The organism is Hydrogenobacter subterraneus, from assembly GCF_055390195.1.
On the sequence record NZ_AP042473.1, the window covers coordinates 1,575,447 to 1,601,311 of the forward strand.

The 25,865-nt window shown below is 43.5% G+C and carries 29 protein-coding genes; 16 read left to right on the forward strand and 13 right to left on the reverse strand.

The genetic code is table 11. From position 1 onward, the window contains the following. Window positions 1-7 precede the first annotated feature (7 nt). Entirely contained in the window at window positions 8-1,138 is a 1,131-nt protein-coding gene (locus tag ACZ5GB_RS08720; RefSeq protein WP_464326832.1) for an NAD(P)H-dependent flavin oxidoreductase, read from the reverse strand. A 60-nt stretch (window positions 1,139-1,198) separates the two neighbouring features. Next, window positions 1,199-2,239: a ribonuclease H-like domain-containing protein gene (locus ACZ5GB_RS08725; protein ID WP_464326833.1), complete on the reverse strand. Its 1,041-nt coding sequence runs from the start codon at window positions 2,237-2,239 to the stop codon at window positions 1,199-1,201. Between the two features lie 98 nt (window positions 2,240-2,337). On the opposite strand from ACZ5GB_RS08725, the gene ACZ5GB_RS08730 reads away from it, so the two are divergent. The 4 genes from ACZ5GB_RS08730 to ACZ5GB_RS08745 are packed head-to-tail and all read left to right on the forward strand — an operon-like array spanning window position 2,338 to window position 7,612. Further along, on the forward strand, window positions 2,338-3,747 hold the full coding sequence (locus tag ACZ5GB_RS08730; RefSeq protein WP_464326834.1) for a UBA domain-containing protein: 1,410 nt from the start codon (window positions 2,338-2,340) through the stop codon (window positions 3,745-3,747). Window positions 3,748-3,765: 18 nt separating this feature from the next. After that, window positions 3,766-4,983, forward strand: coding sequence for a 2,3-bisphosphoglycerate-independent phosphoglycerate mutase (locus ACZ5GB_RS08735; protein ID WP_464326835.1), 1,218 nt, complete (start codon window positions 3,766-3,768; stop codon window positions 4,981-4,983). A gap of 16 nt (window positions 4,984-4,999) precedes the next feature. After that, window positions 5,000-6,073: a cyclic dehypoxanthinyl futalosine synthase gene (gene mqnC / locus ACZ5GB_RS08740; protein ID WP_464327832.1), complete on the forward strand. Its 1,074-nt coding sequence runs from the start codon at window positions 5,000-5,002 to the stop codon at window positions 6,071-6,073. Window positions 6,074-6,085: 12 nt separating this feature from the next. Further along, a complete protein-coding gene (locus ACZ5GB_RS08745) occupies window positions 6,086-7,612 on the forward strand; it encodes a YifB family Mg chelatase-like AAA ATPase (protein ID WP_464326836.1) in 1,527 nt (508 codons plus the stop codon). Between the two features lie 698 nt (window positions 7,613-8,310). Here ACZ5GB_RS08745 and bioB read toward each other — a convergent pair. Both bioB and ACZ5GB_RS08755 read right to left on the reverse strand, forming a co-directional pair. Further along, entirely contained in the window at window positions 8,311-9,309 is a 999-nt protein-coding gene (gene bioB / locus ACZ5GB_RS08750; protein ID WP_464326837.1) for a biotin synthase BioB, read from the reverse strand. 28 nt (window positions 9,310-9,337) lie between these two features. Beyond that, window positions 9,338-9,550: a pantothenate kinase gene (locus ACZ5GB_RS08755; protein WP_464326838.1), complete on the reverse strand. Its 213-nt coding sequence runs from the start codon at window positions 9,548-9,550 to the stop codon at window positions 9,338-9,340. 51 nt (window positions 9,551-9,601) lie between these two features. On the opposite strand from ACZ5GB_RS08755, the gene ACZ5GB_RS08760 reads away from it, so the two are divergent. Then, window positions 9,602-9,961, forward strand: a complete 360-nt coding sequence (locus ACZ5GB_RS08760) for a hypothetical protein (RefSeq protein ID WP_464326839.1) — start codon at window positions 9,602-9,604, stop codon at window positions 9,959-9,961. On the opposite strand, the gene ACZ5GB_RS08765 is transcribed toward ACZ5GB_RS08760, so the two are convergent. Genes ACZ5GB_RS08765 through ACZ5GB_RS08805 form a run of 9 tightly spaced genes read right to left on the reverse strand, consistent with a single transcriptional unit; the run spans window position 9,912 to window position 17,001 of the window. After that, window positions 9,912-11,759 carry a vWA domain-containing protein gene (locus ACZ5GB_RS08765; protein ID WP_464326840.1) on the reverse strand — a complete coding sequence of 616 codons (1,848 nt, stop codon included), beginning with the start codon at window positions 11,757-11,759 and terminating at the stop codon, window positions 9,912-9,914. The genes ACZ5GB_RS08760 and ACZ5GB_RS08765 overlap by 50 nt on opposite strands. Next, window positions 11,756-12,604: a family 1 encapsulin nanocompartment shell protein gene (locus ACZ5GB_RS08770; protein ID WP_464326841.1), complete on the reverse strand. Its 849-nt coding sequence runs from the start codon at window positions 12,602-12,604 to the stop codon at window positions 11,756-11,758. The genes ACZ5GB_RS08765 and ACZ5GB_RS08770 overlap by 4 nt, the downstream gene beginning before the upstream one ends. 16 nt (window positions 12,605-12,620) lie before the next feature. Next, complete coding sequence (locus ACZ5GB_RS08775) at window positions 12,621-13,661, reverse strand: geranylgeranyl reductase family protein (RefSeq protein WP_464326842.1); 1,041 nt, start codon at window positions 13,659-13,661, stop codon at window positions 12,621-12,623. Continuing rightward, the gene (locus tag ACZ5GB_RS08780; RefSeq protein WP_464326843.1) at window positions 13,648-13,923 is read right to left on the reverse strand and encodes an HU family DNA-binding protein; all 276 of its coding nucleotides are present in this window, start codon (window positions 13,921-13,923) and stop codon (window positions 13,648-13,650) included. Before ACZ5GB_RS08780 ends, ACZ5GB_RS08775 begins: the two co-directional genes overlap by 14 nt. Next, window positions 13,892-14,350 (reverse strand): lipopolysaccharide transport periplasmic protein LptA, encoded by a 459-nt coding sequence (gene lptA / locus ACZ5GB_RS08785; RefSeq protein ID WP_464326844.1) that lies wholly within the window; start codon window positions 14,348-14,350, stop codon window positions 13,892-13,894. The genes ACZ5GB_RS08780 and lptA overlap by 32 nt, the downstream gene beginning before the upstream one ends. Then, the gene (locus ACZ5GB_RS08790) at window positions 14,347-14,838 is read right to left on the reverse strand and encodes a hypothetical protein (RefSeq protein WP_464326845.1); all 492 of its coding nucleotides are present in this window, start codon (window positions 14,836-14,838) and stop codon (window positions 14,347-14,349) included. The genes lptA and ACZ5GB_RS08790 overlap by 4 nt, the downstream gene beginning before the upstream one ends. Beyond that, window positions 14,831-15,352: a KdsC family phosphatase gene (locus tag ACZ5GB_RS08795; protein WP_464326846.1), complete on the reverse strand. Its 522-nt coding sequence runs from the start codon at window positions 15,350-15,352 to the stop codon at window positions 14,831-14,833. The genes ACZ5GB_RS08790 and ACZ5GB_RS08795 overlap by 8 nt, the downstream gene beginning before the upstream one ends. Before the next feature lies 1 nt (window position 15,353). Continuing rightward, window positions 15,354-16,451: a DEAD/DEAH box helicase gene (locus ACZ5GB_RS08800; RefSeq protein WP_464326847.1), complete on the reverse strand. Its 1,098-nt coding sequence runs from the start codon at window positions 16,449-16,451 to the stop codon at window positions 15,354-15,356. Window positions 16,452-16,488: 37 nt separating this feature from the next. After that, window positions 16,489-17,001 (reverse strand): coiled-coil domain-containing protein, encoded by a 513-nt coding sequence (locus ACZ5GB_RS08805; protein ID WP_464326848.1) that lies wholly within the window; start codon window positions 16,999-17,001, stop codon window positions 16,489-16,491. Between the two features lie 86 nt (window positions 17,002-17,087). Between ACZ5GB_RS08805 and ACZ5GB_RS08810 the strand changes: the two genes are divergently transcribed. From ACZ5GB_RS08810 to rplI, 11 genes are all read left to right on the forward strand, one after another. Beyond that, window positions 17,088-18,290, forward strand: coding sequence for a methionine adenosyltransferase (locus ACZ5GB_RS08810; RefSeq protein WP_464326849.1), 1,203 nt, complete (start codon window positions 17,088-17,090; stop codon window positions 18,288-18,290). Window positions 18,291-18,489: 199 nt separating this feature from the next. Further along, the gene (locus ACZ5GB_RS08815; RefSeq protein WP_464326850.1) at window positions 18,490-18,846 is read left to right on the forward strand and encodes an NADH-quinone oxidoreductase subunit A; all 357 of its coding nucleotides are present in this window, start codon (window positions 18,490-18,492) and stop codon (window positions 18,844-18,846) included. 27 nt (window positions 18,847-18,873) lie between these two features. Continuing rightward, a complete protein-coding gene (locus ACZ5GB_RS08820; protein ID WP_464326851.1) occupies window positions 18,874-19,410 on the forward strand; it encodes a NuoB/complex I 20 kDa subunit family protein in 537 nt (178 codons plus the stop codon). A gap of 8 nt (window positions 19,411-19,418) precedes the next feature. Beyond that, window positions 19,419-21,176, forward strand: coding sequence for an NADH dehydrogenase (quinone) subunit D (gene nuoD, locus ACZ5GB_RS08825; protein ID WP_464326852.1), 1,758 nt, complete (start codon window positions 19,419-19,421; stop codon window positions 21,174-21,176). An 11-nt stretch (window positions 21,177-21,187) separates the two neighbouring features. Further along, window positions 21,188-22,195 (forward strand): NADH-quinone oxidoreductase subunit NuoH, encoded by a 1,008-nt coding sequence (gene nuoH / locus ACZ5GB_RS08830; protein WP_464326853.1) that lies wholly within the window; start codon window positions 21,188-21,190, stop codon window positions 22,193-22,195. Window positions 22,196-22,197: 2 nt separating this feature from the next. Next, a complete protein-coding gene (locus tag ACZ5GB_RS08835) occupies window positions 22,198-22,653 on the forward strand; it encodes a coiled-coil domain-containing protein (RefSeq protein WP_464326854.1) in 456 nt (151 codons plus the stop codon). Window positions 22,654-22,663: 10 nt separating this feature from the next. Beyond that, a complete protein-coding gene (gene ilvD / locus ACZ5GB_RS08840) occupies window positions 22,664-24,331 on the forward strand; it encodes a dihydroxy-acid dehydratase (RefSeq protein ID WP_464326855.1) in 1,668 nt (555 codons plus the stop codon). Between the two features lie 81 nt (window positions 24,332-24,412). Continuing rightward, window positions 24,413-24,751, forward strand: a complete 339-nt coding sequence (gene rpsF, locus ACZ5GB_RS08845) for a 30S ribosomal protein S6 (RefSeq protein ID WP_464326856.1) — start codon at window positions 24,413-24,415, stop codon at window positions 24,749-24,751. Then, window positions 24,741-25,169, forward strand: coding sequence for a single-stranded DNA-binding protein (gene ssb / locus ACZ5GB_RS08850; RefSeq protein WP_464326857.1), 429 nt, complete (start codon window positions 24,741-24,743; stop codon window positions 25,167-25,169). The genes rpsF and ssb overlap by 11 nt, the downstream gene beginning before the upstream one ends. Before the next feature lie 11 nt (window positions 25,170-25,180). Beyond that, window positions 25,181-25,402, forward strand: coding sequence for a 30S ribosomal protein S18 (gene rpsR, locus ACZ5GB_RS08855; protein ID WP_464326858.1), 222 nt, complete (start codon window positions 25,181-25,183; stop codon window positions 25,400-25,402). A gap of 11 nt (window positions 25,403-25,413) precedes the next feature. Continuing rightward, a complete protein-coding gene (rplI, locus tag ACZ5GB_RS08860) occupies window positions 25,414-25,860 on the forward strand; it encodes a 50S ribosomal protein L9 (RefSeq protein WP_464326859.1) in 447 nt (148 codons plus the stop codon). Window positions 25,861-25,865: the final 5 nt, after the last annotated feature.

Genomic DNA, 25,865 nt, shown 5'->3' on the forward strand with positions numbered 1-25,865 from the left:
TTTAGGTTTATTTTAACGCATAAGAATCTTCCAATGTGGGGTCTGGTCTTTTACCGGTTAGCATCTCAATCAGCTCTTTTACGCTTATAATACCTTGCTTTTTAAGAAGATGGCCGTTTGCGCCACTTATGAATATGCCCTCCTCGTAATCTCCAAGCCATGCAGCTCCAAGCCTATCCGCTATACAAAAGCCAACCTTTTTGGCTTCTTCACCCTTATTACAAGGAGTTATACAGTGAGAAACGCACCCATTCCAGCCGTTATATCCTGCAAGAAGCCTTTCTATAAAGGGGGTCCTTACAACCCTTAAAGGATAGCCGACGGGAGATTTAAGGAGTATTATATCCTCTTCCTCTACATTTAGTAATATCTCTTTGTAAATGGGTGGTGCATCACATTCATAAGTTGCTATAAATCGCGTAGCCATTTGGACTCCACTTGCTCCCCTTTCCATGTAGTAGAGTATATCCTTATAGCTCCAAACTCCACCAGCCACTATTACAGGTATATCTCCCCACTTTTTTGCCTCTTCAAGCACAGAAGGGAATAGGTTTTCAAGCTGGTATTCTGGCATAAAGCACTCTTCATACTTAAATCCTTGATGGCCTCCAGACTTGGGCCCTTCCAAAACAACTGCATCTGGAAGCCTCTTATATTTCTTTTCCCATGTTCTACATATAAGGTTCAAAGCTCTGGCGGAAGATACGATGGGAATTAAAGCTACGTCCGCATCACCCACATATTCGGGAAGCCTCAAAGGAAGCCCAGCGCCAGATATTATGGCATCTGCACCGGCTTCTACTGCATCTGCCACAACCCTACCATAATCCGTTATGGCACATAGTATATTCACGCCTATGGCGCCATTGCCTTCAGATATTCTCTTTGCCTCTTGAATTATCCTTGTAAGAGCTTCCTTGCTATGAGCATACACAGACCCTATGGGCCTTCCAAACTTATCTCTTTTAACAAGCTCTGGATACCTATAACCAGTTCCTACTGCTGACACCACTCCCACAGCTCCCTCTTTTGCCACTGCACCCGCCAACCTTTCCCAAGATATACCCACACCCATACCCCCTTGTATTATGGGTATTGGTATGGTTTTGTTCCTAAGCTTTAAGGGCCTTAAAGACATAAAAAACCTCCTGTCTTTTATACTACTTTTAATATAGGCAATAAGGAAGGATAAACAAGCCTATGTTATCTCTTCTTCTTCCAAGGATTGTATTACCTGCCTTATGGTATAAGAGCTAAGCTGGTCGCATACCTCCTCCATATCCACATCTACCTTTTGAGCCAAGTCGCGAAGAAAACCAATCTGTTTTTCTGAAACCGTATTTTCTTTTGGTTTGTCCATTTGCCTCTGGTTTGAAGCTTTATTTTGTTTAAGCAAGTAGAAATTTATAAGCTTTGAAGCCTCCGCCGATGTAAGGATATCTTTTTCTAAAACATATTTCAAAAATTCCTTAGGTTCTAACATATTTTTTGATTCCAAAAGGTTTAACATACGTTCCTTAAGTTGTGGAAAGTCATCTCCATGCCAGTGTATATAGTCTTTCACCCTCTCGTATAACAAACCTGTAATGATAACATCCCTTAGGTTGTATTCCGCTATATCCTTATACCTTTTGTTAAGAAAGGCTTCCCTAACCTTTGAACCATCCATATCCCCCTTATCTACTGGAAGGTTAAACCTTCTTGATATGAAGCTTAGGGAATAGTTATTTTTAGCAAATCTAAAAAATTCTTTTAAATCTATGTTATAAGTATACTTTGAACGTAAATAATCCATAAAGGATTTTGGCTTTAGACCATGTATTATGGTTCTTATCCTCATAAACTCCATATCAAAGCTTTCACCATGAAAGGTTATAGACCTTTCTATTGTGCTAAACTTCTCCCAAAAATATTCCAAAAGCATTCTTTCTGCTTCCAAAAGGCCGGAGTTCATAACTATTGGCTTATAAAACACCTTTATAACTCTATGGTTTATTGCATAATCTTTTATCTCTTCTTTTTCTTCCTCGCACACATAATAAACTTCTGCAATGTTTGATTCTATGAAAAAGAAAGCAAAGGAAATAACATAAGAAACGTAGGGGTTTGTAGAAATCTCCCTGTAAAGCCTATCCTTAGAAAGGAGGTCCTTCCTACCTATGAGATACAAAAGCTCTTCCTGCGAAAGCTCTTCTATGGGACAAAAGGTTTCAATGTCAAAGGCTACAAACCTCTCCATTGCTCCCTCCTGATGTGTATTATTATAGCCAATATAAGAAGGTTTTATTGTCCAACTCTTTTAATGTTCTATCTTTAAAGGGTAAGGAGGTGGGAAAGATGATAGAAGTTCTACTTAACAAAGAAAACCTATCAAGAAGGGAGAAGCTTTCTTTCTTTAGAAGCCTTTTGAGGTCTGAGATGGATGTGCTGAATGAGTATTGCGCTGTGGAAAATATACCAAGAAAGTATGCCATAGAGCTATGCCATCTTCACAACATCAAGAAAGTAAACATAGCAAGGCTTCTCAGCATAATAGAGTTCTACGACCCAGATTTTATAAAAACCTTGGCCCTAACGGACCCAAGGGTGAGGAAGTTTATAGGCTATTACTTTGACTTTTTGAGGACAAACCCCTACGGGTATGAGGCCCTTGACCCACAAAACCTCTTTGGCAACTGGGATTTTATAAAGTATAAGCTAAAAGTTCTTTTCCCAGAGCTTAGCCTTGATGAGATAGAAAGGTTTAAGTTCAAAAGAAAAGAGTTTATAGAGTATGTAAAAAACAAGCTGGGAGAAAGCGAGGAGGTAATAGAGTCAAAGCTAAACAAGGCCACATGGTATGAAAGCGTGCCATACCTTGAGCTTGAAGAGGAAATGTCCAAGCAGTGGCATCCAGAGCCTATAATGACCGATGAGGATTGGAGCTTTATAAAGAGGCATATAAAGAGTAGGAAGAATGTGATCTTACTGGACAACGGAAAGGAAAGGCTTGTATATGTAGAAGTGGATATACCAGATGAAGAATTGGACAAATACAGAAAAGACAGGGAAGGCCTAAAGAAACTCCTTATGCAGAAGTATAACCTTACCATGGATGCGGCGGAACAGATACTTAGAAAGGCAGGATGGGAGTCGGAAACCTACCACATAATACCACCCATACATACAGATGTGGTCCTTGACTATGGAGAGGCTCAAAAGGAGGCGGTAAAGGAAGAGATAAAAGGAGAACTAACAAGCTACCATGAGCTTGCCAACTTTATAAGATACATTGGAGGCCTTGAGCTGGAAGAGCTAAACTACTTTGAGCTCATATACGATAAGGTGGAGCCAGAAGTGCAGGACCTACTGGACCAGATGATAAGGACTCAAAGGAGGATACTCGGAAAGCTCTTTGGCATATTCTACACTGTGGACCCACTTATGGCAGAAGCCATTTTAACCATAAAGCCTGAAAGGATTGAATTCCTTAAATCTTTGACGGTGAAAGAAACAGTTAGAAACAAGGAGTTTAACCTCTACTCCAACCTTGCAGCTTGGAACATAGTAAAGGATAGGATAGCCTCAAGGTTCCCAGAGGTAAGCCATGAAGAGGTGGAGAACTATAAGGGAAGAAGGGAAGAGTTTGTAAAGCTCTTAATGGAGAGGACAAGGCTATCAAGGGAATCTGTAGAAAGGGCCTTGGAAGAGTGTGGATGGCTAAAAACGGAGGAAATACCGCCTTTCCTAAGGCAGATAGGGCCATAAGGTGCTAAAATAACTTTTATGCTTGAGGCCTTGGTCCAAAAGAACAATACAAAGCTACTATTGATTGTGCTTGATGGCATAGGTGGCCTTCCTGTAAAGGATGGGAAAACGGAGCTTGAGCTTGCAAGCACGCCAAACCTTGATAGCTTGGCAAAAAGGTCAGCCCTTGGCCTTCATATCCCTGTAGATTATGGCATAACTCCCGGTAGTGGGCCTGGACACCTTGGTATCTTTGGCTATGACCCATTGAAATACCAGATAGGAAGGGGCATACTTGAGGCTCTGGGCCTTGGATTGGAAGTGAGGTCCACCGATATAGCCATAAGGGCCAACTACGCCACGGTGGAAAGATTAAACGGAAGGCTTGTAGTAAAGGATAGAAGAGCCGGAAGGATACCCACAGAAGAAAACAGGAGGATAACATCAAAGCTATCCGAAAAGATAAAGGAGATAGACGGGGTTAAGGTCTTTTTTGCGCCCGGTATGGAACACAGGGTTGCCATACTCCTTAGATTTCCAGAAGAGCTTCCAGAGGGTAGCGACAGGATAAAAGATACGGACCCGCAGAAGGAAGGGCTGGAACCTATAGAGCCAAGGGGTGAGACGGAAGCTTCCGAAAGGGTGGCAAAGGTGGTAAGAAGGCTTTTAGAGAGGGTTGAAGAGGTATTAAAGGATGAGGAAAGGGCAAACTACATGCTCCTTAGGGGCTTTTCTCAAAAGCCAAAGATGGAAAGCTTTGAAGAGAGGTTTGGACTAAAAGCCTGCGCCATAGCGGTATATCCTATGTATAAAGGCCTTGCAAGCCTTGTAGGCATGGACCTTATAAGCTTTGAAGGACAAAGCATAGAGGATGAGATAAAGGCTCTAAAAGAGGTATGGAAGGACTATGACTTTTTCTTCCTTCACATAAAGAAGACAGATTCTTATGGAGAGGATGGAAACTACAAGGGAAAGGTAAAGGTTATAGAGGAGTTTGATAAAAACCTTTCACAAATACTGGAGCTAAAACCCGATGTGCTTGTGATAACGGGAGACCACTCTACGCCTTCCGTTTTAAAGGGACACTCTTGGCATCCTGTGCCCGTGCTTTTACACTCTCCCTACGTGCTTGGTGGAACATCTCAAAGGTTTACAGAAAGGGAGTGTTTAAAGGGTGAGCTTGGCATATTTCCAGCCAAAAAGCTGATAAACCTCATGCTTGCCCACTCTCTTAGGCTTGCTAAGTTTGGAGCTTGAGATAAATTTTGTAGGCATGGTGCAGGCGGAGGTCTATGAAAAGGTTTTGGAAGGAGAGAGGCTAAGTCCGGAGGAAGCTCTTAGCCTTTTTGAGGAAGATATAACAGTTTTGGGATACCTTGCCAATGAGGTAAGAAAAAGGCACCACCCAGAAAACATAGCCACCTTTGTCATAGATAGGAATGTAAACTACACCAATGTATGCGTGGCAGGGTGCAAGTTCTGTGCTTTCCAAAGGAAGGTAGGCTCTCCAGAAGGCTATGTGCTTCCAAAGGAGGACATACTTAAAAAGGTTGAGGAGCTTGTAGAATGGGGTGGGACAACCCTTCTCATGCAAGGCGGCCTAAACCCAGACCTACCACTTAGCTACTACGAGGACCTTATAAGCTCCATAAAGGAGAGGTTTCCACAGGTTCAAATACACTCTTTTTCTGCACCGGAGATAGTCTATCTTGCAAAGATAGAGAGGCTAAGCATAAGGGAGGTGTTAAAAAGGTTAAAAGAGGCGGGCCTTGACTCCCTTCCAGGCGGTGGTGCAGAAATCCTTTCCCAAGAGGTACGAAGCTTTTTAAGCCCCGGTAAATGCACCGTTGAAGAGTGGGAGATGGTCCACAGGACGGCCCATGAGCTTGGTATGACTTCTACAGCCACCATGATGTTTGGCCATGTGGAAAAGCCTTGGCATATAGTGGAACACTTAGAGAGGGTAAGGAGGATACAGGACCAGACGGGAGGCTTTACCGCCTTCATACCTTGGACCTTCAAAAAGGGCAAAACCCAGCTTGACAACTTAGAAGAGGCCTCTTCCAACTACTACTTAAAGGTGCTTGCCATCTCAAGGCTATACCTGGATAACTTCAAAAACATTCAAAGCTCTCATGTAACCCAAACCATGCAAATAGGCATCATAGGCCTTAACTTTGGGGCCAACGACCTTGGAAGCGTGATGATTGAGGAGAATGTAATATCTTCCACTTCTTACAAGGTAAGCATTCCAAAGGTGGAGGATATGGTGGAAGCCATAAGGTCTGCGGGCTTTGTGCCAGCCCAGAGGGATACCTATTATAGGATTGTAAGGGTTTTTGATTGATATAATTTTCCTATGTTCTGTAGGATAAAAAGCGGTGGGGTTTTGGGGATAGAGGGGTTTGAGGTGGATGTGGAGGTAGACATATCCAACGGGCTTCCCCAGTTTTCCATCGTGGGCCTTCCAGACAAGGCCATAAACGAAGCAAAGGACAGAGTAAGGTCAGCCCTAAAGAACACAGGCTTTCAGCTTCCTGTAAAAAGGATAACGGTAAACCTCTCTCCTTCTCACCTTAAAAAGCAAGGCACCTTCTACGACCTTCCCATGGCCCTTGGCATCATAAGGCTTTCTACAGGCTTGGATTTTCCAGAGGATTATGTTGTCATGGGCGAGCTTTCCCTTGATGGGAAGATAAACCCTGTAAAGGGAGTTTTGCCGGTGGTTTTATCCTTGAAAAAGCTGGGCTATAGGCGTTTTATAGTGCCAATGAGGAACGCGAAGGAAGCTGGCATTGTGGAAGGTGTGGAAGTTTATGGCTTTGAATCTTTAAAAGATGTGGTGGATTTTTTAGTGGGTAATATAAAAAAAGAGCCAGTAAGGGTGGACCTTCAAGAGATATTTTCAAACTTTGAAAGCTTTGATGTGGATTTTAGCGAGGTCTATGGACAGCATCAGGCAAAAAGGGCAATGGAGATATCGGCAGCTGGCTTTCATCCTGTTATGCTAATTGGACCTCCGGGAGCTGGCAAGAGTATGCTTGCCAAAAGGCTCATAACCATAATGCCACCCTTGACCTTTGAAGAGGCTATAGAGATAACACGCATATACAGCGTGGCAGGCCTTTTGGATGAGAAGACTCCCATAATAACCAGAAGGCCCTTTAGAAATCCACTTACCAACGCCTCAGAGTCCGCCCTTGTGGGAGGTGGCACCATACCACAGCCGGGGGAGATCTCCTTAGCCCATAGGGGTGTTCTTTTCCTTGATGAGTTCCCAGAGTTTAGCAGAAAGGCAATAGAATCTTTAAGACAGCCCTTAGAGGATGGGAGGGTTACTGTTTCAAGGGTTGGGGGAAGGATAAGCTTTCCTTCGGAGTTTTTGCTTGTAGTGGCAATGAACCCATGCGCCTGCGGAAACTACGGGAATCCATATAAGGCCTGCACATGCACCCCCGTGCAACTAAGGGCCTATCAATCCAAGATATCTGGGCCCATAATGGATAGGATAGACCTAAGGGTGTGGGTAAACCCGGTGGAAAAGGAGGAGCTTCTTAGTATGAACTCGGGAGAAACTTCGGCGCAGATAAGGGAGAGGGTTATAAGGGCTGTGGATATTCAAAGGGAAAGGTTCAAAAACAGCAAAACCAAGTATAACTCACGCATGACTAACGAAGAGGTGAAAAAGTATTGTGTGATGACGCAGGAAGCTCATAGCTTATTGAAAGGCGCCCTTGATAGATTGAATTTAACCGGTAGGGGCTACATGAAGGTCTTAAAGGTCTCAAGGACCATAGCAGACCTTGAAGGCGAAGAAAAGATAGCAAGCCATCATATTGCAGAGGCGCTACAGTTTAGAATAAAGGAAAAGACGCCCACATTGTAATAGCTGGGTAAGAAAGTCATCCTTCCTTATTTGTCTCATTTATCTTTTTCAAAGACAAGTGGTAAGACCTGGTTTGATTAATTTTCACTTGGCATATGTTTTTCATAATTATTTGAAGCAGGCAATAAATTGCCATCTTGAAATATGATTTAAATCATAAAAGAATTTCACACCTTGTGGAAGAATTTCACACCCTATTTCTAAATATGGCGTTTTCCATAAAAATTTTACACACATCAACTTCAAAAAAGTTCGGAAAAACCCGTATTTAGGATTATGGGTGTGAAATTGTGAAATTCTTCTGAAGTGCTTGATTATCAAGGCTTCTCTCAATACACAAAAACAAGGAATATCAAGCTTTTGAAATGGGATGTGAAATTCTTTTTCCGCAAGTGCTTGATTTTCAAGGATTTCCCAAAGGGGTGTGAAATTCTGGGGGTCCTATTATCTTCTTCTATATTTTCTTTTTTTATTAAGGAAGCTAAATATATAGAAGAAGAATATGCATTTTATAACACCAGACTCAAATTTAAGGGGGTAGATTTACCTAAGTATAGCTTTTTCCATAATTTTTTGTTTTCAAATTTCACAGGTTGAGGGGGTCAAATTTCACAGGAATTACACACCCTACGGGAGAATTTCACATACCATTCCTAAGTATGGCTTTTCCCGTAATTTTTCTACAAGGAATTTCACACCTATTCCACACTAACCAACCTTTCAAAATTGAGGTCTTTCAAAAGCTGGTAATCCTTCTTTATATCCCTACCTGCTCTGGTGAGATATCCTCCTACCATCATGGCGTTGGTCATAAGCACAGCCATACCGTGAAAATCTCTGAGGTTTTGTTCTCTACCACCGCACAGCCTTAGCTCCGCCTTTGGGTTTGTAAACCTAAACATGGCTATAACCTTTAGTGCCTCTATGGGTGATATGCCGGGTGCATTCTGTAGTGGTGTGCCTTCAATGGGCATAAGGAAGTTAAGGGGTATGGAGTCCACTTCAAGGTCTCTGTAAGTTAGGGCAAGGTCCACCCTGTCTTCATAGCTTTCTCCCATACCGAATATGCCACCACAACAGGTGGAAAGGCCCACAGCCTTTATCCTTTTTATTGTCTCATACCTTTCTCTCCAAGAGTGAGTGGTAACTATCTTTGGAAAGAAGTTTTCTGATGCTTCAAGGTTATGGTTCACACGCTTTACGCCAGCCTCTCTTAGCTTTCTTAAAGACTCCTCATCAAGAGTCCCGGCAGAAACGCACACATTTATAGGAAGGCCTTCCTTCTTTATCTCACTAACACCTTCGCATATTCTTTCTACCTCTTCCTTTGTGGCAGCCCTCCCGCTTAGGACCACACAATATCGGTTTGCTCCAAACTCCACACCTCTGTAAGCACCTTCTACTATCTCATCCTTTGGCACAAGGTTATACACGTTTATGGGAGTCTTATAAAACTTAGACTGGGCGCAGAATTTACAGTCCTCCGAACAGGCACCGCTTTTGGCGTTTATTATGGAACAGAACTCTATCTTATCTGGTGGATGGAAATGGTTTTTTACCTTCTGCGCTAAGTAGACCATGAGGGCTATATACTCGTCGGGCAATCTCAATATATTTAAAGCCTCTTCCTTTGAAAGCCTTTGGTAGTTTATGGCCTTTTCTGCCACATCAAAGAGAAAAGCTTCCCACTTATCCATAAAAACCTCCTTAGCTCAGTTTAATGTTTTAAATATATATCTCCTGTGTGAGTTCTCCCTTGTAGTTTAACCTATCCATTATAGCCTTGCCTCTTAAAGACTCTACGGGTATATGATAAACCTCATCCTTAGCATAAACCTTTATCTCATCTTGGTCTATCTCTATCTTCTCTGGAGTTTCTCCAGACCTTGCCAATATTATATTCCTTTCCTTTAGTTCTTCCTTGAAATAAGTCCTCATGTGCTTTAATTTAAAAACATGTTTATGTTTACTCCATGATGGGTTTGGGTGATGAGGGTCAGGTTTAGGATAAGGATAGTGGACAAAGAGGGTAAAAGGCTTAAAAAGGAAGACTTTTTAAAAAACAGTGAACCACTTTACATAGGCATGAGGTATATAACAGAGTTTAAATACTTGGAGGCTACCAAATGGTTGATGTTGGCACAAGACTGTCAAGAGAAGTATATACTTTTGGCTCTTATAAACTATGCCCTCGGCCAAAGGTCCCAAGGGGATGAGTTCTTTTATGAGGCAAAAAAATATCCCCCTCAAACCCAATACAGCTTTTTGGTGGAAAAGCCGGAAGAGAACATAAGCCTTCTTATTGAAAGGCCAGAAGCCTCCTTGCCTGATTTTCTATTATCCTTGTAAAGGCCAAGGTAAGTTCGGATACATCTTTTATCTTTATTCCAGTGCTTTCAAAGTAATAGTCCACATAATTTTTTTCCAAGCCAACGCCTATGCCTATGATGGGTGTTAGGGATTTTATCTGGTTTATTAGGCTTTTTAGCTCTTGGCCTCTTAGGCCCCTTGTAGGCTCGCCATCGGAGAAGACAAGCATACAGCCTTTCATATGGTTTTTGGCGCAAAATACTTGAATATCTTCATGTGCATAAAGTAAAGCCTTTTCAAAGTTTGTTCCACCACCAAGCATGTTAAAAAGCTCCAAAATCCTCCACTTTACTACCTTATAATCCTCATGAAACTCCTTTAATCTAAATACTCTGTCGCTAAACACATCTATGGAAAAGGGCATCTTTAAAGTGCTTATTACCTCGGAGAACAAAAGAAGTGCCTCTATGGCCTTTTGTATTTTATCCTCCCTTTTCATGGATGTGGATATATCTATGAGAAGCTTAAAGGCTATCTCCTTTCTTATGCTTTCTTCCCTTCTCATGTACATCCTCCCCCTTCCTATGGAAGCCTCCACGCTAAGGGCCTTGTTGTTAAGCCTCCTTCCATAAAAGTATTTTCCAGACCAGCCTTCCTCCTCTTCTGGCATGAGTTTTTTAAGCTTTCTCTTTAGTGCCTCCACATAGGGCAGTATGTTTGAGATCATCCTCCTGTAGGCCTTAAACTCCTCCTTGTTCATTCCGTAGGCTTTTTCATACAGTCTGTCCTCTTGAGATTTTTCTCCAGACCTTCCCCCAAGGCTCAAACCGCTGGAGGCAGAACTACCTTGCTCCTCCCATCCCTTTATCAAAAAGCTAAGAAATCCCCTATGCTCTATATCTACCTCCAAGGTCTTTGGTAAAAAGTGCCTTATAAGCTCCACATCCCTCTCTATCATATCTATGTAAGACATCTGCCTTAGGTAGTCCCTCATCCAGTCGGGCATGTTCCTTAGGCTCTTTAAAATCTCCTTTCTTTCAATTTCTGGTATATCTATGGCCCTTTTATCCTTGTATTCTGTTATTACCTCTTGCAGAGCCTCCGGAAGCTTTTTAAGGAGGTCTGTCATTATCCTTCCTTTGTGGGCATCCTTTCTTACCTTTCCTCTTGCCTCATCCAAAAGGAGGTCTATGTAGTTTATCTCTTGCGCCTTTTCTATATGGGCTATATACTTTCCAAGCAGGTCTTCCATGAGTATGTCGTAGGCCTCTCTGTTTTTTGAGTTTAAGTATTCATAGAGTGTCCTTTCTGTATCTTTGGGAATGGCCTCCTTTCCAAGCCATGACTTCAAAAGGCTAAGGGAAAAATTATGGTGTGGATAGTATGTGTCTATCTCCTTTAGAATATCTTCGTAGTTTTTTATGATTGTTGAATAGCTTTGAGGATGGCCGTTTATTATCCTTGAGTCTGTTTTTATGGACTCAAGCACAGAGTAAAGCACAAGGAAGGAGGTGGGGGTAAAGCCAAACTTGTAAAACTCTCTCTGGCCAAGCCTCCACAGGTAAAGGTCTGTGGAAAAGAGGTATTCAATCTCATGCCTTATGGTGTTTATGGCCTCCTCTTCCGATTTTTTTGAAAGCTCTTGTATGTGAAAGACCACCCCCGCAGGCCTTTTTACTACCTCTGGCACATCCTCCACCTCTCCCTTTGCCCACATCTCTGTAAGGGGTAAAAACTTAGGGTCGTAGCCCGCACCCCACCCCTCATAACTCCCCTGGACCTCAATATCATACTCTTCAGAAAGTAGCCTTTCTATTACCTTCCACTTTTCCTTCACTTTTCTCCTATCACCAGTATGGCCCCAGGCCTTTTTATCCTTGGTGCTACTATCTCCATAACCCTAAAGTGATGCACCATGTTGGTAGATTCCACATAGGCAAGGCTAAAGTCCAAGCCTATGACTATGTCCATATTCTGTGGTCCTGCCGATATAAGCAATGCCTTTGATTCTGGCATTATGGGCGTGTAGTATATATCCTTTACAAGCTTTCTTATCTGTTCAATCTCCAAAAGGCCTGTGTTGTGATATACCCTGTTTAGCTTAAAGTAGTCCTTTGGGTTTAGTATAAGGTAGTAGTCTCCGTAAAAGCCCTTTTCAGAAAGCTTGGCTATACCAAGAGATATATCGTTAAAGGCATTACCAAGCACATCCCAATCGCTCATGGACATGGTTTGCCTTCCTTCCACTGTCAAAAGGCCCTCTATCTCCAGTTTTGGATTTCCATGGATTATGAGAGTGTCCTCCGCCACCGCTGTGGCAAAGGCTGCCGCAGAAGCTTGAGATGTATCTATGGGAAGGTTGAACTGCCTGTAGTATTCTAAGTCCCTCCAGCTTATGCTAAAGGGCTTGTATATGGTTGGAAGGACTATATGCCTTCTCTTTCCGGTCCTTACAGGCTCACAATGTTCGCTTTCCTCCCCAGGCCTTACTTCACATACACCCGGCTCCACACCAAGGTATACATCATAAGATATCACCTGATGGCCCACACCTATTGGGCCAACCACAGGCATAAACCTTCTACACACAAGCGTCTTTTTTGCAACCTCAATTATAGCCTTCTCAAGCTGGTTCCACTCCTCAAAGGTTAAGGGTGATTGTTCTTTTCCTAAAAAGTCCATCTTCCACCTCCTAAGGTTAAATTATACGCCAATACTCCTCAAAGGCTATCCATGTCTTTGGTATTATCTCTTTTAGATTGTCCCAGCTTTTCATGTGTTTTTTCCTCTTTTCCGATGCTCTCCATAGCACGCTTCCAAAGGTGTCTTCTGCCTCCTCTTGGTATTCTTCAAGGTTTCCTTCCGCTATGTATTTACCAGCCATACTACCAGATAGGACTGCGTTGGCTATGCCCGCACCTGTTATAGGATGGCAAAAGCCACCCGCATCTCCTACAAGGACCACCCTTCCCCTAACCAAGGGCAAAAGGCCGTCGGCCGGTATCCACCCACCAGTCCTTTTAAGTATCCTTTCTTCCGCAATGCCCTCTTTACATACCTCCTTTATAAACCTTCTTAAGCTCTCCATCACGTTGATAGGATAGGAAGGGTCAATGCCAACGCCCACATTGGCTACTTCTCCCTTTGGGAAGACCCATCCGTAGCCACCGGGTATGTAATCTCTGAAGTATATCAAAAGGTCCTTTATTGGCTCTTTTAAGGGCATGGTGGCTTGCGCCGTGGTAAGAAAGCTTTCCATACCTTTTCCTGTAAGCCTTGCCACCTTGGACCTTGGTCCGTCCGCACCAACCACCACATCGGCCTTTATGCAAAACCTCTCCCTTTTGTCTATGTTCTCAAGCCAAACCTTTCCATCCTCAAAGCTTAGGAACTGTGTCCTAAGTAAGCATTCCGCACCCATTTCTGTGGCAAGCTTGGCTATATGGTAATCAAAGACCTCCCTGTTTAAAACAAAGCCCTCCGACCACATACTAATCACCTCCCCCCAAGGTGTAAAATGCACCATATTTTCCACCCTTTGGGCTATGGCCTCTTTTGGAAAGAAGTCTTTAAACTGGTGGTATAGCTGTATGGGAACAAACTCGGCACACTGCACCGGCGTGCCTATTTTCTTCTTTATATCCACAAAGATTACACTAAGACCCCTCTTTGAAAGCTCATAGGCGCAGGTAGAACCTGCAGGACCACCACCTACAATAAGCACATCAACCTTTCTCATTTTTCTTAAACAGGCTTGAAGGCTTAAAGCTTATGCTATGTCTTTCCTCCACATACATCTCAATGCCAGTCTTTGGATTCTTTATAAACCTACCGCTAAGGCTTTTTAGCTTAAAAACACCAAAGCCTCTTAGCTCTACTCTTCCATTTTCTATTACCATATTTACCAATTCTTCAAAAAAGCAATCTACAAACCTTTTTGCCTCTTCCCTGCTAAGCCTAAACTCCTTTCTAAGGCTTTCTATTAGGTCTGCCCTTTTCATCCTTTTCCTCCACATAAAAGGTCCTTACCCTTGAACCTTTGCTTATGGCCACAGCCCTATCTTCCTTCTTATAGTAAACTATCTCCTCCGCCTCTACAAAGTTTGGACCCTCTTCCACCCTTGCCCTACCCTTAAGGGTTATAACCTCTTCCCTCAGGTCGTAGGTCATTCTATCTGCAAAGGCCCTTCTGTTTCCCTCCACATACTTTACATTCCCCTCCGCTTCCATAAGCTTTGCCTTTCTGTTTTCATCAAGGTATATGATTACCTTGTTGGCTGTCAAGAGGGCGTTGCCCCTTGTAAGCCTCACATTGCCCGTATAGATTATCCTGTCCTTTTCGTAAGTAAGTTGGTCTCCTTCACCCGCTATGGGCTGTGAAAAGGCAAAGGAAGCTATAAATAAAAGAAAAAATAGAACCCTTCTCATTCTATGTTTACCCTCGCCTTACTAATTATAACCCTCATGGGCTTTAACCTTATCTCAAAGCCATAGCCTTCCACTTTTTTGTCCCCTTCCCTTAGCTCTATCCTGCCATCACCATAAAACCTTCCTTCCCTTAGGTCCATATAGGCCCTTTGGCTCTTTGCCACAAGGTCCTTTGATGTTAGCTCAATGCCTCCCAAAAGCTCACCCTTTCCAGTATTCCTATCTATATAAACCTCTCCAGCCCTTATGGTGGCTTCTTCAGATATAAGCTCTGCTCCCTTCAAAAGCACGTCTTTCCCCACCACCTCCAAGGATCTGCCCTTTATGGTCCATTCAATGCCACCTTTGCCGTAGGACCTTATGGTCACACCTTCCAGCCTATTTACTATCTTCTCCTCTCCTCCAGTGGGTTCAAAGCTATCCACATAGGCCCTTAGCATGTAAGAAGCGAATATTATCATAAGGCTTATAAGAAGGCTCCTAAGCATGGTATTTACTTATTATCTCTTCCCACTGTCCTCTTAGCTTTAGAAGGAACTCTATGGCCTCCCTTACTGCTCCTTCTCCGCCCTTTGCCTTTGTGGTATAAAGGGCATGGGCCTTTATCTCCTCTGGTGCATCGCAAACTACCATGGGAAAGCCCACCCTTTTTAAGATGGGCAGGTCCACATAGTCATCCCCAATAAAGGCCACATGCTCAAGGTCAATGGAAAGCCTCCTTAGCATATCTTCCAAAACAGGAAGCTTTTCGTTAAAGCCAAGGTGGGCCTCTTCTATGCCAAGCTCCTCAAGCCTCTTCCTTAGGGCTTTGCTCTTCCTTCCAGAGATGACTCCAACCCTTATGCCAGCCATCTGCGCCATCTTTATACCAAAGCCATCCTTTACATTAAAGACCTTTATCTCCTCCCCCCTTGAAGTGTAATACAGCCTCCCATCGGTAAGCACACCGTCCACATCAAGGACCAAAAGCCTAACTTTTAAAGCCCTTTCTTTAAGGTCCATATTATGCTTCTGAATAGCTTTCCTTTAGCTTCTTTATCCTCATAAGGGCCCTGCTGTCCTCTGGCGTCACTAAGCTATAGGCCTTGCCGTAGGAGCCGATCCTACCAGTCCTTCCTATCCGGTGTATATACACCTCTGGGTCCTCCGGTATGTGGTAGTTTATCACAAGGCTCACGCCCTTTATATCAAGGCCCCTTGAGGCCACATCGGTGGCCACCACTATTTTTACCTTTCCTTCTTTAAAGAGTCTCAAAGAGTTTTCCCTCTGTCTTTGTGTCATATCGCCGTGCAAGGAGACCACATTAAAGCCCCTTCTTTTTAGCTCTTCTGTTATCTCTCTTGCATCCTTCTTTGTCTTTACAAAGACTATGACCTTTTCAAGGAGATGCTCTCTTAGTATCTTTTCAAGCTCGGAAAGCTTTTGCCTTGAAGAGTTAAGCTTTATAAGCCTTTCTTCTATCTTTGGCTTTAGCTCTTCCGTTATAACCTTTACAAACTTGTAGTCCTTCCTTAGGTGCCTTTTGGCAAGGCTTTCCACTTCCCTTGGCATGGTGGCGGAAAAGAGAAAGGTTTGTCTCTCCTTTGGTAGCTGGGATATTATCCACTCAATATCCTCTATAAAGCCCATATCAAGCATCCTGTCAGCCTCATCCAGCACAAAGTATTTGAGGTTATCAAAGTTAAAAAGGCCTCTCATCATAAGGTCTTTTAGCCTTCCCGGAGTTCCAACCACTATGTTTGGTGTGATTTTCCAAAGTAGTTCTAAGTCCTTTTGCACTGGCGTACCGCCATAAAAGCTAAAGACCTTAAGGCCTTTGTACTTGGATAGCTGTTGCAACTGTTCCTTTACCTGAAGGGCCAGCTCCCTTGTGGGCGTCATTATAAGGGCTGTGGTCCCTTCTTCCTTTTTGCTTCCTTCCACTATGGGTATGCCAAAGGCTGCCGTTTTGCCCGTTCCTGTGGCAGCTTGCCCCATAATATCGTAGCCTTTCAAAGCCAAGGGTATGGCTTCCTTTTGTATTGGTGTGGGCTTTTCAAAGCCCATGTCCTTGAGAGCCCTCTGTACAAGGTCGCTCAGCTGTGAAAAGTTGAAATCCATTCTTTCCTCCTTTTTGTATTATTTCAGGTTTTGTTCCTTAGATACCTCTTACTCTTCTTTGTCTTATAGTTTCTATTCCCTTTTCTGTTAATCTTTCTACCAACTTAAATATTAGATTGTCAATCCTTTGGGTAATTTGCATTATCTCCGCCTTTAGTTCTGTCCTTGATTGGTCAATCCTTTTATTAACTTCCTCTATTCTCATATTAGCTTCATCAATCCTTTGAGTATTTTGTATTATTTCCATTTTTATTTCGGATTTAGATTGTGTAATTTCTGTCTTTAATTCTGACCTCACTTTATCTATCTTTTCATTAACCTCATCTATCCTTTTGTTAACATCATCTACTCTATTATTTGCGTTATCAATCCTTATATTCGTATATTCTATGGATTTTTTTACCTCTTTAATTTCCTCTTCCAAAGAAGACAATTTCTCGCCTATTACCTCAAGCTCCTTTGAGACATAAAATTTAAAATCCTTTAATTCTTCTTTAATTTCGCCAACTATCAAATCCTTTAGTTTTTCTGCTAACTTTTCAACATCCATCTTCCCTTTTAAAATTTACCATTGTATATATGCTATGTCAAGCTTAGTTTGTGGTATAATTTCCCAAAATCCTCAGGAGGTTGCCGGTGGCTAACATTGTTATTACTCCCATGACCTTTAAACCTGTTTATGAATTGGATGCGGAGATTGTGGAGCGAAAAGGCATAGGCCATCCAGATACCATATGTGATTACCTTGCGGAAAATCTATCAAGAGAGCTATGCAAATGGTATATATCCGAATATGGTGCCATCATGCACCATAATGTGGATAAAGCCCTGCTTGTGGGCGGCGTGGCAAGGGCGGAGTTTGGTGGTGGTGAGGTAATAGAGCCTATAGAGATATATCTGGTGGGTAGGGCCATACTGGAAAAGGGCAGTAAAAGGCTTGATGCCCATGAGCTTGCTGTAGAAAGCGCCAAAAGGTGGCTAAGAGAGAATATAAGAAACCTTGATGTGGAAAGGCACGTAAAGATACATACAAAGATAAAGCCGGGTAGCAAGGACCTTGTGGAGCTTTTTGAAAGGTTCCAAAAGAAGGGTGAGGTGCCTTTGGCTAATGATACATCCTTTGGTGTGGGCTATGCTCCCCTTGATAGCCTTGAAAGGGCTGTCTTTGAGGCGGAAAGCTTTTTAAACTCCCCAGATATGAAAAAGGAGCATCCTGAGATAGGAGAGGACATAAAGGTTATGGGTGTGCGTATAAAAGACAGATATAGGCTTACCATAGCCTTGGCCTTTGTGGGCAAATACATAAAAGACATAGAGGATTACTTCCAAAAGAAGGAAGCCATCCTAAAGAAGGTAAAGGAAAGGGTAGAAGGTGTGGTGGGTAAGGAGGTGGAGGTCTTTATAAACACCGCAGACAGTAAGGAGGAGAACTCTGTTTATATAACTGTGACTGGTACCTCTGCAGAGCAGGGCGATGATGGGCAGGTGGGAAGGGGCAACAGGGTCAACGGCCTTATAACTCCCTACAGGCCTATGAGCCTTGAGGCAGCAGCGGGCAAAAATCCAGTGTCTCACATAGGGAAGATATACAACAGGGTGGCAAACCTTATAGCACAAAGGGTGGTAAAGGAGATAGAAGAGGTGGAAGAATCCTACTGTTATATAGTTTCTCAGATAGGAAAGCCCATAAACGAGCCTCAGGTGCTTGATGTGAGCGTAAGGACCAAAAAAGACATAAAAGCCATTGAAGAGGTGGTAAGGAGGATAGCTCAGGAAGAGCTTGACCGTATGCCGGAGGTTTGGAAGGGCTTTGTGGAAGGGCTTTATCCAGTAGCTTAATCTTTTAGCTTTTTTTAGGTGTAGGGGCTATTGATTGGAATATGACAATCCTTAGGGTTTTCTCCAACCTTTGTGAGCTACTCCCTTAACCTTATCCTTGCCTTTTCTCATGCAGAGCTGGGCCTTTTGGGTAGTTTGGCTTTGTTGATTTTAATCATAAACTTTTACCTTAAATTTTCAAAGATGCTAAAATTAAATCATGGAATACTTGGGTGTGCTTATATTCTTCTTGATAGCTCTTCTTGTAGGTTTGGCCTTTAGCTTACTTAACGACCTCTTTGGTCCAAAGGCAAAGGAGAAGATGGAAGGCTACCCTTATGAATGCGGTGTTCCTGTCTATGACCCAGAGGCGAGGGGCGTTTTTAAGCAGGGTTATTATCTACTTGGTATATCCCTAATACTATTTGATATAGAGGTTGCCTTCCTCTTTCCTTGGGCGGTTGTCTTTAGGGAAGTTGGTTTGTATGGTTTGGTAGGTGCCTTGATATTTATCTTTATACTTACCCTTGGGCTTGCTTATGAGTGGAAGAAAGGAGCCTTAAGGTGGCAGTTCTGAATATATTTTCCTTAAGGAGGTATTAACATGGCTATGCTAAATTCCAACGGCTTTGTTTTAACTACAGTAGATGAGCTTTTAAGCTGGGGTAGGCGTAATGCCCTTTGGCCTTTAACCATTGGTCTTGCCTGTTGTGCTATAGAGATGATGCATGCTGCTGCTTCAAGGTTTGACCTTGACAGGCTTGGCGTTATCTTTAGGGCCTCTCCAAGGCAGGCAGACCTTCTTATAGTGGCTGGCACTGTTGTAAATAAGGTGGCTCCAATGCTAAAGCTTCTGTGGGAACAGATGCCAGACCCTAAGTGGTGTATAACCATGGGTGGATGTGCTTCTGCGGGAGGTCCTTTCCCTACCTACTCAACCCTTCAAGGTATGGATAGGATAATACCCGTAGATGTTTATATACCCGGCTGTCCACCACACCCGCAGGGCCTTCTGTATGGCATACTCCAACTACAAAAGAAGATAAAAGAAAAAGGCGTCAAAAAATACGACAAGGCCTTTGAGGAGTTTAGGAAGGATATAGAGCGTCAAGGACTTATCCCCAGAGAAATAAACGTGTGAGGTAGGCTATGCCTTGGATGAACAGAGCTACCGCCGATAGAGTAAAGTTTGAGTTCAAAGATGTGGATGTGGAATTTACAAAGCATACAACAAACCTGCATGTAAAACAGGAAAAGCTGATAGACCTTCTTAAACATCTAAAAGAAAAGGAAGGCTACAGGCACTTTATAGACCACACCTGCGTAGATTTCCCGGAGAAAAAGGAAAGGTTCCAAGGCATATACATACTCTATAATCCAGATACCAACGAGAGGGTAATTGTTAAAACTTGGGCAAAAGATGGTAAGCTTCCTTCCCTTGAAAAGCTTTGGCCTTGTGCAAAGTGGGCCGAAAGGGAAGCCTACGATATGTTTGGTGTGGAGTATGAGGGCCATGAAAACCTAAGAAGGATGTTTATGTGGGAGGGCTATCCCTACCATCCTTTGAGAAAAGACTTTCCCCTTGAAGGTTTTCCGGAGGTAGAACTTCCTTCTCTCACCGAGCTATACGCAGGAAGGACAGATCCACCAAGCCATGACTATGAGGTTATGCATACAAGGGTGGCAACCCTTGAAGACCTTGAAAGGACAGAAAAATCAAGGCTTCAAAAGAAGGCACAGCTTATGCTAAACTGGGGACCTTTGCACCCGGGAACCCACGGAACCATATGGTTCCTCTTTGACTTGGATGGGGAAAGAGTAGTCCAGTCGGATGTTATCCTTGGACAGCTTCACAGAGGAATGGAAAAGATAGCTGAGAACATATACTACTTCCAGTTTTTACCTTATACGGACAGGATGGATTATATCTCGGCCATATGCAATGAACTCTCTTATGTAACGGCCGTTGAAAAACTTCTTGGCGTGGAGGTGCCAGAGAAGGCCAGATACATCAGAACCATGTTTGCAGAGCTACAAAGGATAAACTCCCACCTTCTTTGGCTTGGCACTGGCGCCTTGGACCTTGGAGCCTTGACCGTCTTTCTTTATGCCTTTAGAGAAAGAGAGAAGATAATGGACATAATAGAAGGGAACGCCGGTTTTAGGCTCACCTCTGCCTTTCTTAGGATAGGTGGAGTGCATTACGACCTTGCGGAAGGAACCCTTGATGTGGTAAAGGCCTTCATAAAAGACTTTCCAAATAGGCTAAAGGAATACCACAACCTTCTTACAAGGAACCGTATATGGCTCAGAAGAACCAAAGATATAGGAGTTATAAGTAGGGAGGATGTTTTCAATTACGGCCTTACAGGCCCTGTGGCAAGAGGCTCTGGAGTGCCTTACGATATCAGAAAGCTTGAACCTTATGCTGCCTACGATGAGGTGGAGTTTGACATTCCAGTAGGAGAGGTGGGAGATGTATACGATAGATATTTGGTGCGTATGGAGGAGATGGTGCAAAGCTTGAGGATCATAGAGCAATGTGTGGCAAAGCTTGAAAAGCTTCCAAAATCTGCACCATACATAAATAAGGAACATCCCGCCGTAATGGCTCCAAAGGAAGATGTTTTTATGGACCTTGAAGACATGGTGAAGAACTTCCGTATTGTGGTTCATGGAGAGTCTGCACCGCCGGGAGAGGTCTACGCCAGTGGTGAGAACCCAAGGGGAGAGCTGGGCTTTTACATATACTCCAAGGGAGGTTCTAAACCCTACAGGTTAAGAATAAGGTCTGGAGCATTGTATAACCTTTCCATCTTTCCCAAGCTTATACAAGATGGAACCATAGCTGATGCTATAGCCCTTCTTGGTAGTTTGGACCCAGTGGTGGGAGAAACAGACAGGTAAGGAGGTTATAGATGGAGCTTTGGCTTTCAATACTTATAACCCTTATCAAAATACTTGTGGTTCTTGGTGTTTTCCTTGGAATAGGTGCCTACCTTACATGGTTTGAAAGAAAGCTGGCAGGCCACATTCAGGCCCGTATGGGACCAAAGCTTGTAGGTCCTTTTGGACTGTTGCAACCTTTGGCTGACGGTATCAAGCTCCTTACCAAAGAGTCCATAGTGCCCCAGAATGCGGATAAGCCCGTGTATTATTTGGCCGTTGTTATGGCTGTGGCTCCAGCCTTGCTTTTGTTCTCTGTAATCCCCTTTGGCCCGGGCTTTAAACTCTTTGGCTATGAGATAAAGCCCATAATATCCGATGTAAACATTGCCTTGCTTTTGGTCTTTGCCTTTGGTTCTTTGGCTGTGTATGGCACCATATTCTCCGGATGGGCTTCTAACTCCAAGTATGCCTTTATAGGTTCTTTGAGAAAGTCTGCGGTAGTGATATCTTATGAAGTAGTTCTTGGCTTTTCCGTCCTTGGTGTTATCCTTTTGGCTGGCACCATGAGCACCACTGGCATAGTGCAAGCCCAGATAGAAAGAGGAGTTTGGTTTATAGTCTACCAGCCTGTGGCCTTTATACTTTACCTTTTTTGTATGCTGGCCGAATCGGGAAGAGTGCCCTTTGACATACAGGAGGCAGAAGCGGAGCTGGTAACAGGTTATAACGTGGAATACGGAGGCATGAGGTTTGGAGTCTTTCCTTTGGCCGAGTGGTATTTGAATGTAATGGCCCTTTCCGCCATTGCGGTGGTTCTCTTCTTTGGTGGCTGGTCTGGACCACCCATCTTTGGACCCCTTTCCCCCTACCTTTGGTTCCTTATAAAGATGTTTGCCCTTGTCTTCTTTGTCCTTTGGCTTCACTGGACCTTGCCAAGATTTCAAGCAAGGGACATAACAGAGATAGGCTGGAAGATCATGTTGCCTATATCCATTGTTAATGTGGTAGCGACAGCCATAGTGGCCTATATTATGTGATTATGGACAAAGCCACCGTTAGCGGAGAGCTTGCGGGCTTTAGGCTCGTTGTGGAATCTCTCAATCAAAGGATGGCTTCCCTTGAGTCAAGGCAGGAAAGCCTTGAGGCAGAGATGAGAGAGATAAAAAGGATGCTTGAATACATCAACCAAAGGATAGATGAGACAAACAAGAGGATTGACGATACAAACAAAAGGATTGACGATGTAAATAAAAGGATTGACGAGACAAACGAAAAGATTGATAAAACAAGAGCGGAGCTAAAAGCTGAGATTGATCAAACTAGGATGGAACTAAAATCTGAGATAGCCCAAAACACCCAAAGGATTGACTACCTTTATATAGAGGTTTCCAAGATAAGAGGAGACCTAAACAGGGCTTTATCTCAAAAAGAGATAATTGATGATATGCTTATAAGAATACAAAGGCTTGAAATGAAGGCTTTTGAATCAAAATAAGGAGGCAAAAATGCTTAGAAGCGATAAGGTCAAAAAAGGTATAGAGAGGTCCCCCCATAGGGCTTTGCTCAGGGCCTGTGGCCTCTCCGATGAAGATTTTGACAAGCCACTTATAGGCATAGCCAACTCCTACATAGATATTATCCCTGGACATGTGCATCTTAGGGAATTTGTCCAACCCATAAAGGAAGAGGTGCGTAAGGCGGGCGGTGTGCCCATAGAGTTCAATGTGATTGGCGTGGACGATGGCATTGCCATGGGCCATTATGGTATGCACTACTCCTTGCCCTCAAGGGAGCTTATAGCGGACTCCATAGAAACGGTTGTGGAGGCCCACCAGCTTGATGCTTTAATATGCATTCCCAACTGCGACAAGATCGTTCCAGGCATGCTTATGGCTGCCGCAAGGCTAAACATACCTACCATCTTTATAAGCGGTGGCCCCATGCTGGCGGGCGAAGCCAATGGTAAAAAGGTGGACCTTATCAGTGTTTTTGAAGGCATTGGCCAGCTCAAGGCTGGAAAGATAACAGAAAGAGAACTAAAGCTCATAGAAGAGCAAGCCTGTCCCACTTGCGGTAGCTGTTCTGGCATGTTTACGGCCAACTCTATGAACTGTATTACGGAAGTGCTTGGCCTTGGCCTGCCTGGCAACGGCACCATACCGGCGGTGGACCCAAGGAGGGAGCTTTTGGCAAGACAGGCAGCAAGGCAAATAATGGAGCTTCTAAGGAGGAACATAAGGCCAAGGGACATTCTCACGGTGGAGGCCTTTGATAACGCCTTTGCGGTTGATATTGCCATGGGAGGCTCTTCCAATACCATTCTTCACCTTTTGGCCATAGCAAGGGAGGCGGGCATTGAGTATGATCTTGCAAGGATCAACGAGATATCAAAAAGGACGCCCAATATATGTAAAATCTCGCCAGCTTCCCACTATCACATACAAGACCTGGACAATGCGGGAGGCATCCCTGCCATCCTCAAGGAGCTAATAAGGGGTGGTTATCTACCACACCCAGATAAACTTACAGTAAGCTTGAAAACTCTAAGGGAGATAGCTCAAGAGGCGCCAGAGGCGGATGGAGAGGTAATAAGAAGAATAGAAGACCCCTACTCAAAAGAAGGTGGTATAGCCATATTATTTGGCAACTTGGCTCCAGAGGGTGCGGTGGTAAAAACGGCCGGAGTGGACCCAAAAATGCTTGTCTTTAAAGGCAAAGCCATATGCTTCAATTCCGAAGAGGAAGCCATAGATGGCATACTGGGAGGCAAGGTAAAGCCCGGCCATGTGGTGGTTATAAGGTATGAGGGTCCAAAGGGTGGTCCTGGCATGAGGGAGATGCTTTCTCCTACCTCTGCCATTATGGGTATGGGCCTTGGCGATAAGGTAGCCCTTATAACCGACGGAAGGTTCTCTGGTGGCACGAGGGGCGCTTGTATAGGACATATCTCTCCAGAGGCTGCCAGCGGAGGGCCCATTGGTATAGTTCAAGATGGAGATGAGATACTCATAGACATACCAAACAGAAAACTGGAGCTTCTTATACCGGAGGAAGAGTTCAAAAGGAGGATGGAGAACTTCAAGCCCATACAGAAGGAAGTAAAGAGCCCATGGTTAAGAAGATACATGAAGTTTGTAACCTCTGCCTCCAAGGGGGCCGTCCTGGAAGCATAAAAGCTTCTTCTATGTTATAATAATCTCTTGCCTCGTTCCCGCCCTTAGGGCGGGGACCATTAAAAGTCCAGGAGGTGAAAGATGGCAAGAAGGTATTATCAAACTGAGCGCTACTATGAAAGCGTTGTGGTTTTTAAGCCCACCCTTACAGAAGATGAGGTTCAAAGAAGGGTGCAAGAAATAAAAGACTTTATACAAAAGAAAGGTGGAGAGATATTACACATAACCGACTGGGGGACAAAACAACTGGCCTACCCCATACAACGTTTCAACCATGGGAGATACTTTATATTCCATCTTAGGTCTGAAAAACCAGAACTTCCCAACGAGCTTGACTTTTATTACAAAATAAGCGAAGATATAATCCGTTGGCTAAACATACAAGTAAAAAAGCAAGAGGTAGAGAAGGTTGCTCAATAGGGTCATAATCATTGGAAGGCTTACAAAGGACCCGGTTATAAGGTATTTGCCTTCCGGTACTCAAGTGGCAGAATTTGTGCTTGCCTACAATAGAAGGTATATGGTAGGTGAAGAATGGAAAGAAGAAAGCCACTTTTTTGAGGTAAAAGCCTACGGGAAATTGGCAGATGGGCTTGGAACGCGTATATCAAAAGGCTATACAGTGGTGGTGGAAGGAAGGTTGGTTCAAGATAGGTGGACAGATAAGGAAGGTAAGGTGCAAAGTAAGGTGCGTATAGTGGCCGATAGCGTTAGGATAATCACCAAGCCAAAGATGGAAGGGCCTACGGAAGAGGTGGTGTTAAAAGAAGAGGAAGCTTTTCCAGAGGACCTTCCAGAAAAACCTTTTAACTCAGAAGACGATGAAATACCTTTTTAAGGAGGTTTATTATGGATGTAATTAAAAGGTCTGCAAAAAAGACGTGTCCTTTTTGTGAAGCAAAGAAGGACCCAAGCTATAAGAACTATGAAGAGCTAAGAAGGTTCCTTTCAGAAAGAGGTAAGATTATAGGCAGAAGGCAAACGGGCGTGTGCGCCAAACATCAAAGGATGTTATCAAGAGAAATAAAGAGAGCAAGGCAACTTGCCCTTCTACCTTACCTTATAGCATAAGGAGGTGTAGCATGAAGGTAGTACTTATAAAGGACCTTGAAGGATATGGTGTTTTTGGCGATGTTATAAACGTAAAAGATGGTTTTGCAAGGAACTATCTTATACCAAGGGGTATAGCCCTGCCAGCCACAGAGGGAAATCTTAAGCATGTTAGGAGTATAATCTCCCAAAAGGCCAGAAAGCTTCAAAGGGAAAAGGAAAAGGCGCAAGAATTGGCTAAAAAGCTGGAAGGCTTTGTTGTGGAGATTACCAGACAAGTAGGAGAAAAAGGAAAGCTTTTCGGTTCAGTTACACCTCAGGATATAGCACAGGCTTTAAAGGAAAGGGGCTTTGACATAGACAGAAAAAAGGTGATGTTAAAGAACCCTATAAAGGATATAGGGATTTACACCGTTGTCTTGAAGCTTCATCCAGAGGTAAGCGTGTCCATAAAAGTGGATGTAAAACCGCAACAGTAGCATAT

What these genes read in the sequence shown, in the direction of transcription:
- ACZ5GB_RS08720 (WP_464326832.1), bottom strand. Translation starts at nt 1,138, where the DNA reads ATGTCTTTAAGGCCCTTAAAGCTTAGGAACAAAACCATACCAATACCC.
- ACZ5GB_RS08725 (WP_464326833.1), bottom strand. Translation starts at nt 2,239, where the DNA reads ATGGAGAGGTTTGTAGCCTTTGACATTGAAACCTTTTGTCCCATAGAA.
- ACZ5GB_RS08730 (WP_464326834.1), top strand. Translation starts at nt 2,338, where the DNA reads ATGATAGAAGTTCTACTTAACAAAGAAAACCTATCAAGAAGGGAGAAG.
- ACZ5GB_RS08735 (WP_464326835.1), top strand. Translation starts at nt 3,766, where the DNA reads ATGCTTGAGGCCTTGGTCCAAAAGAACAATACAAAGCTACTATTGATT.
- mqnC (WP_464327832.1), top strand. Translation starts at nt 5,000, where the DNA reads ATGGTGCAGGCGGAGGTCTATGAAAAGGTTTTGGAAGGAGAGAGGCTA.
- ACZ5GB_RS08745 (WP_464326836.1), top strand. Translation starts at nt 6,086, where the DNA reads ATGTTCTGTAGGATAAAAAGCGGTGGGGTTTTGGGGATAGAGGGGTTT.
- bioB (WP_464326837.1), bottom strand. Translation starts at nt 9,309, where the DNA reads ATGGATAAGTGGGAAGCTTTTCTCTTTGATGTGGCAGAAAAGGCCATA.
- ACZ5GB_RS08755 (WP_464326838.1), bottom strand. Translation starts at nt 9,550, where the DNA reads ATGAGGACTTATTTCAAGGAAGAACTAAAGGAAAGGAATATAATATTG.
- ACZ5GB_RS08760 (WP_464326839.1), top strand. Translation starts at nt 9,602, where the DNA reads ATGAGGGTCAGGTTTAGGATAAGGATAGTGGACAAAGAGGGTAAAAGG.
- ACZ5GB_RS08770 (WP_464326841.1), bottom strand. Translation starts at nt 12,604, where the DNA reads ATGGACTTTTTAGGAAAAGAACAATCACCCTTAACCTTTGAGGAGTGG.
- ACZ5GB_RS08775 (WP_464326842.1), bottom strand. Translation starts at nt 13,661, where the DNA reads ATGAGAAAGGTTGATGTGCTTATTGTAGGTGGTGGTCCTGCAGGTTCT.
- ACZ5GB_RS08780 (WP_464326843.1), bottom strand. Translation starts at nt 13,923, where the DNA reads ATGAAAAGGGCAGACCTAATAGAAAGCCTTAGAAAGGAGTTTAGGCTT.
- lptA (WP_464326844.1), bottom strand. Translation starts at nt 14,350, where the DNA reads ATGAGAAGGGTTCTATTTTTTCTTTTATTTATAGCTTCCTTTGCCTTT.
- ACZ5GB_RS08790 (WP_464326845.1), bottom strand. Translation starts at nt 14,838, where the DNA reads ATGCTTAGGAGCCTTCTTATAAGCCTTATGATAATATTCGCTTCTTAC.
- ACZ5GB_RS08795 (WP_464326846.1), bottom strand. Translation starts at nt 15,352, where the DNA reads ATGGACCTTAAAGAAAGGGCTTTAAAAGTTAGGCTTTTGGTCCTTGAT.
- ACZ5GB_RS08800 (WP_464326847.1), bottom strand. Translation starts at nt 16,451, where the DNA reads ATGGATTTCAACTTTTCACAGCTGAGCGACCTTGTACAGAGGGCTCTC.
- ACZ5GB_RS08805 (WP_464326848.1), bottom strand. Translation starts at nt 17,001, where the DNA reads ATGGATGTTGAAAAGTTAGCAGAAAAACTAAAGGATTTGATAGTTGGC.
- ACZ5GB_RS08815 (WP_464326850.1), top strand. Translation starts at nt 18,490, where the DNA reads ATGGAATACTTGGGTGTGCTTATATTCTTCTTGATAGCTCTTCTTGTA.
- ACZ5GB_RS08820 (WP_464326851.1), top strand. Translation starts at nt 18,874, where the DNA reads ATGGCTATGCTAAATTCCAACGGCTTTGTTTTAACTACAGTAGATGAG.
- nuoD (WP_464326852.1), top strand. Translation starts at nt 19,419, where the DNA reads ATGCCTTGGATGAACAGAGCTACCGCCGATAGAGTAAAGTTTGAGTTC.
- nuoH (WP_464326853.1), top strand. Translation starts at nt 21,188, where the DNA reads ATGGAGCTTTGGCTTTCAATACTTATAACCCTTATCAAAATACTTGTG.
- ACZ5GB_RS08835 (WP_464326854.1), top strand. Translation starts at nt 22,198, where the DNA reads ATGGACAAAGCCACCGTTAGCGGAGAGCTTGCGGGCTTTAGGCTCGTT.
- ilvD (WP_464326855.1), top strand. Translation starts at nt 22,664, where the DNA reads ATGCTTAGAAGCGATAAGGTCAAAAAAGGTATAGAGAGGTCCCCCCAT.
- rpsF (WP_464326856.1), top strand. Translation starts at nt 24,413, where the DNA reads ATGGCAAGAAGGTATTATCAAACTGAGCGCTACTATGAAAGCGTTGTG.
- rpsR (WP_464326858.1), top strand. Translation starts at nt 25,181, where the DNA reads ATGGATGTAATTAAAAGGTCTGCAAAAAAGACGTGTCCTTTTTGTGAA.
- rplI (WP_464326859.1), top strand. Translation starts at nt 25,414, where the DNA reads ATGAAGGTAGTACTTATAAAGGACCTTGAAGGATATGGTGTTTTTGGC.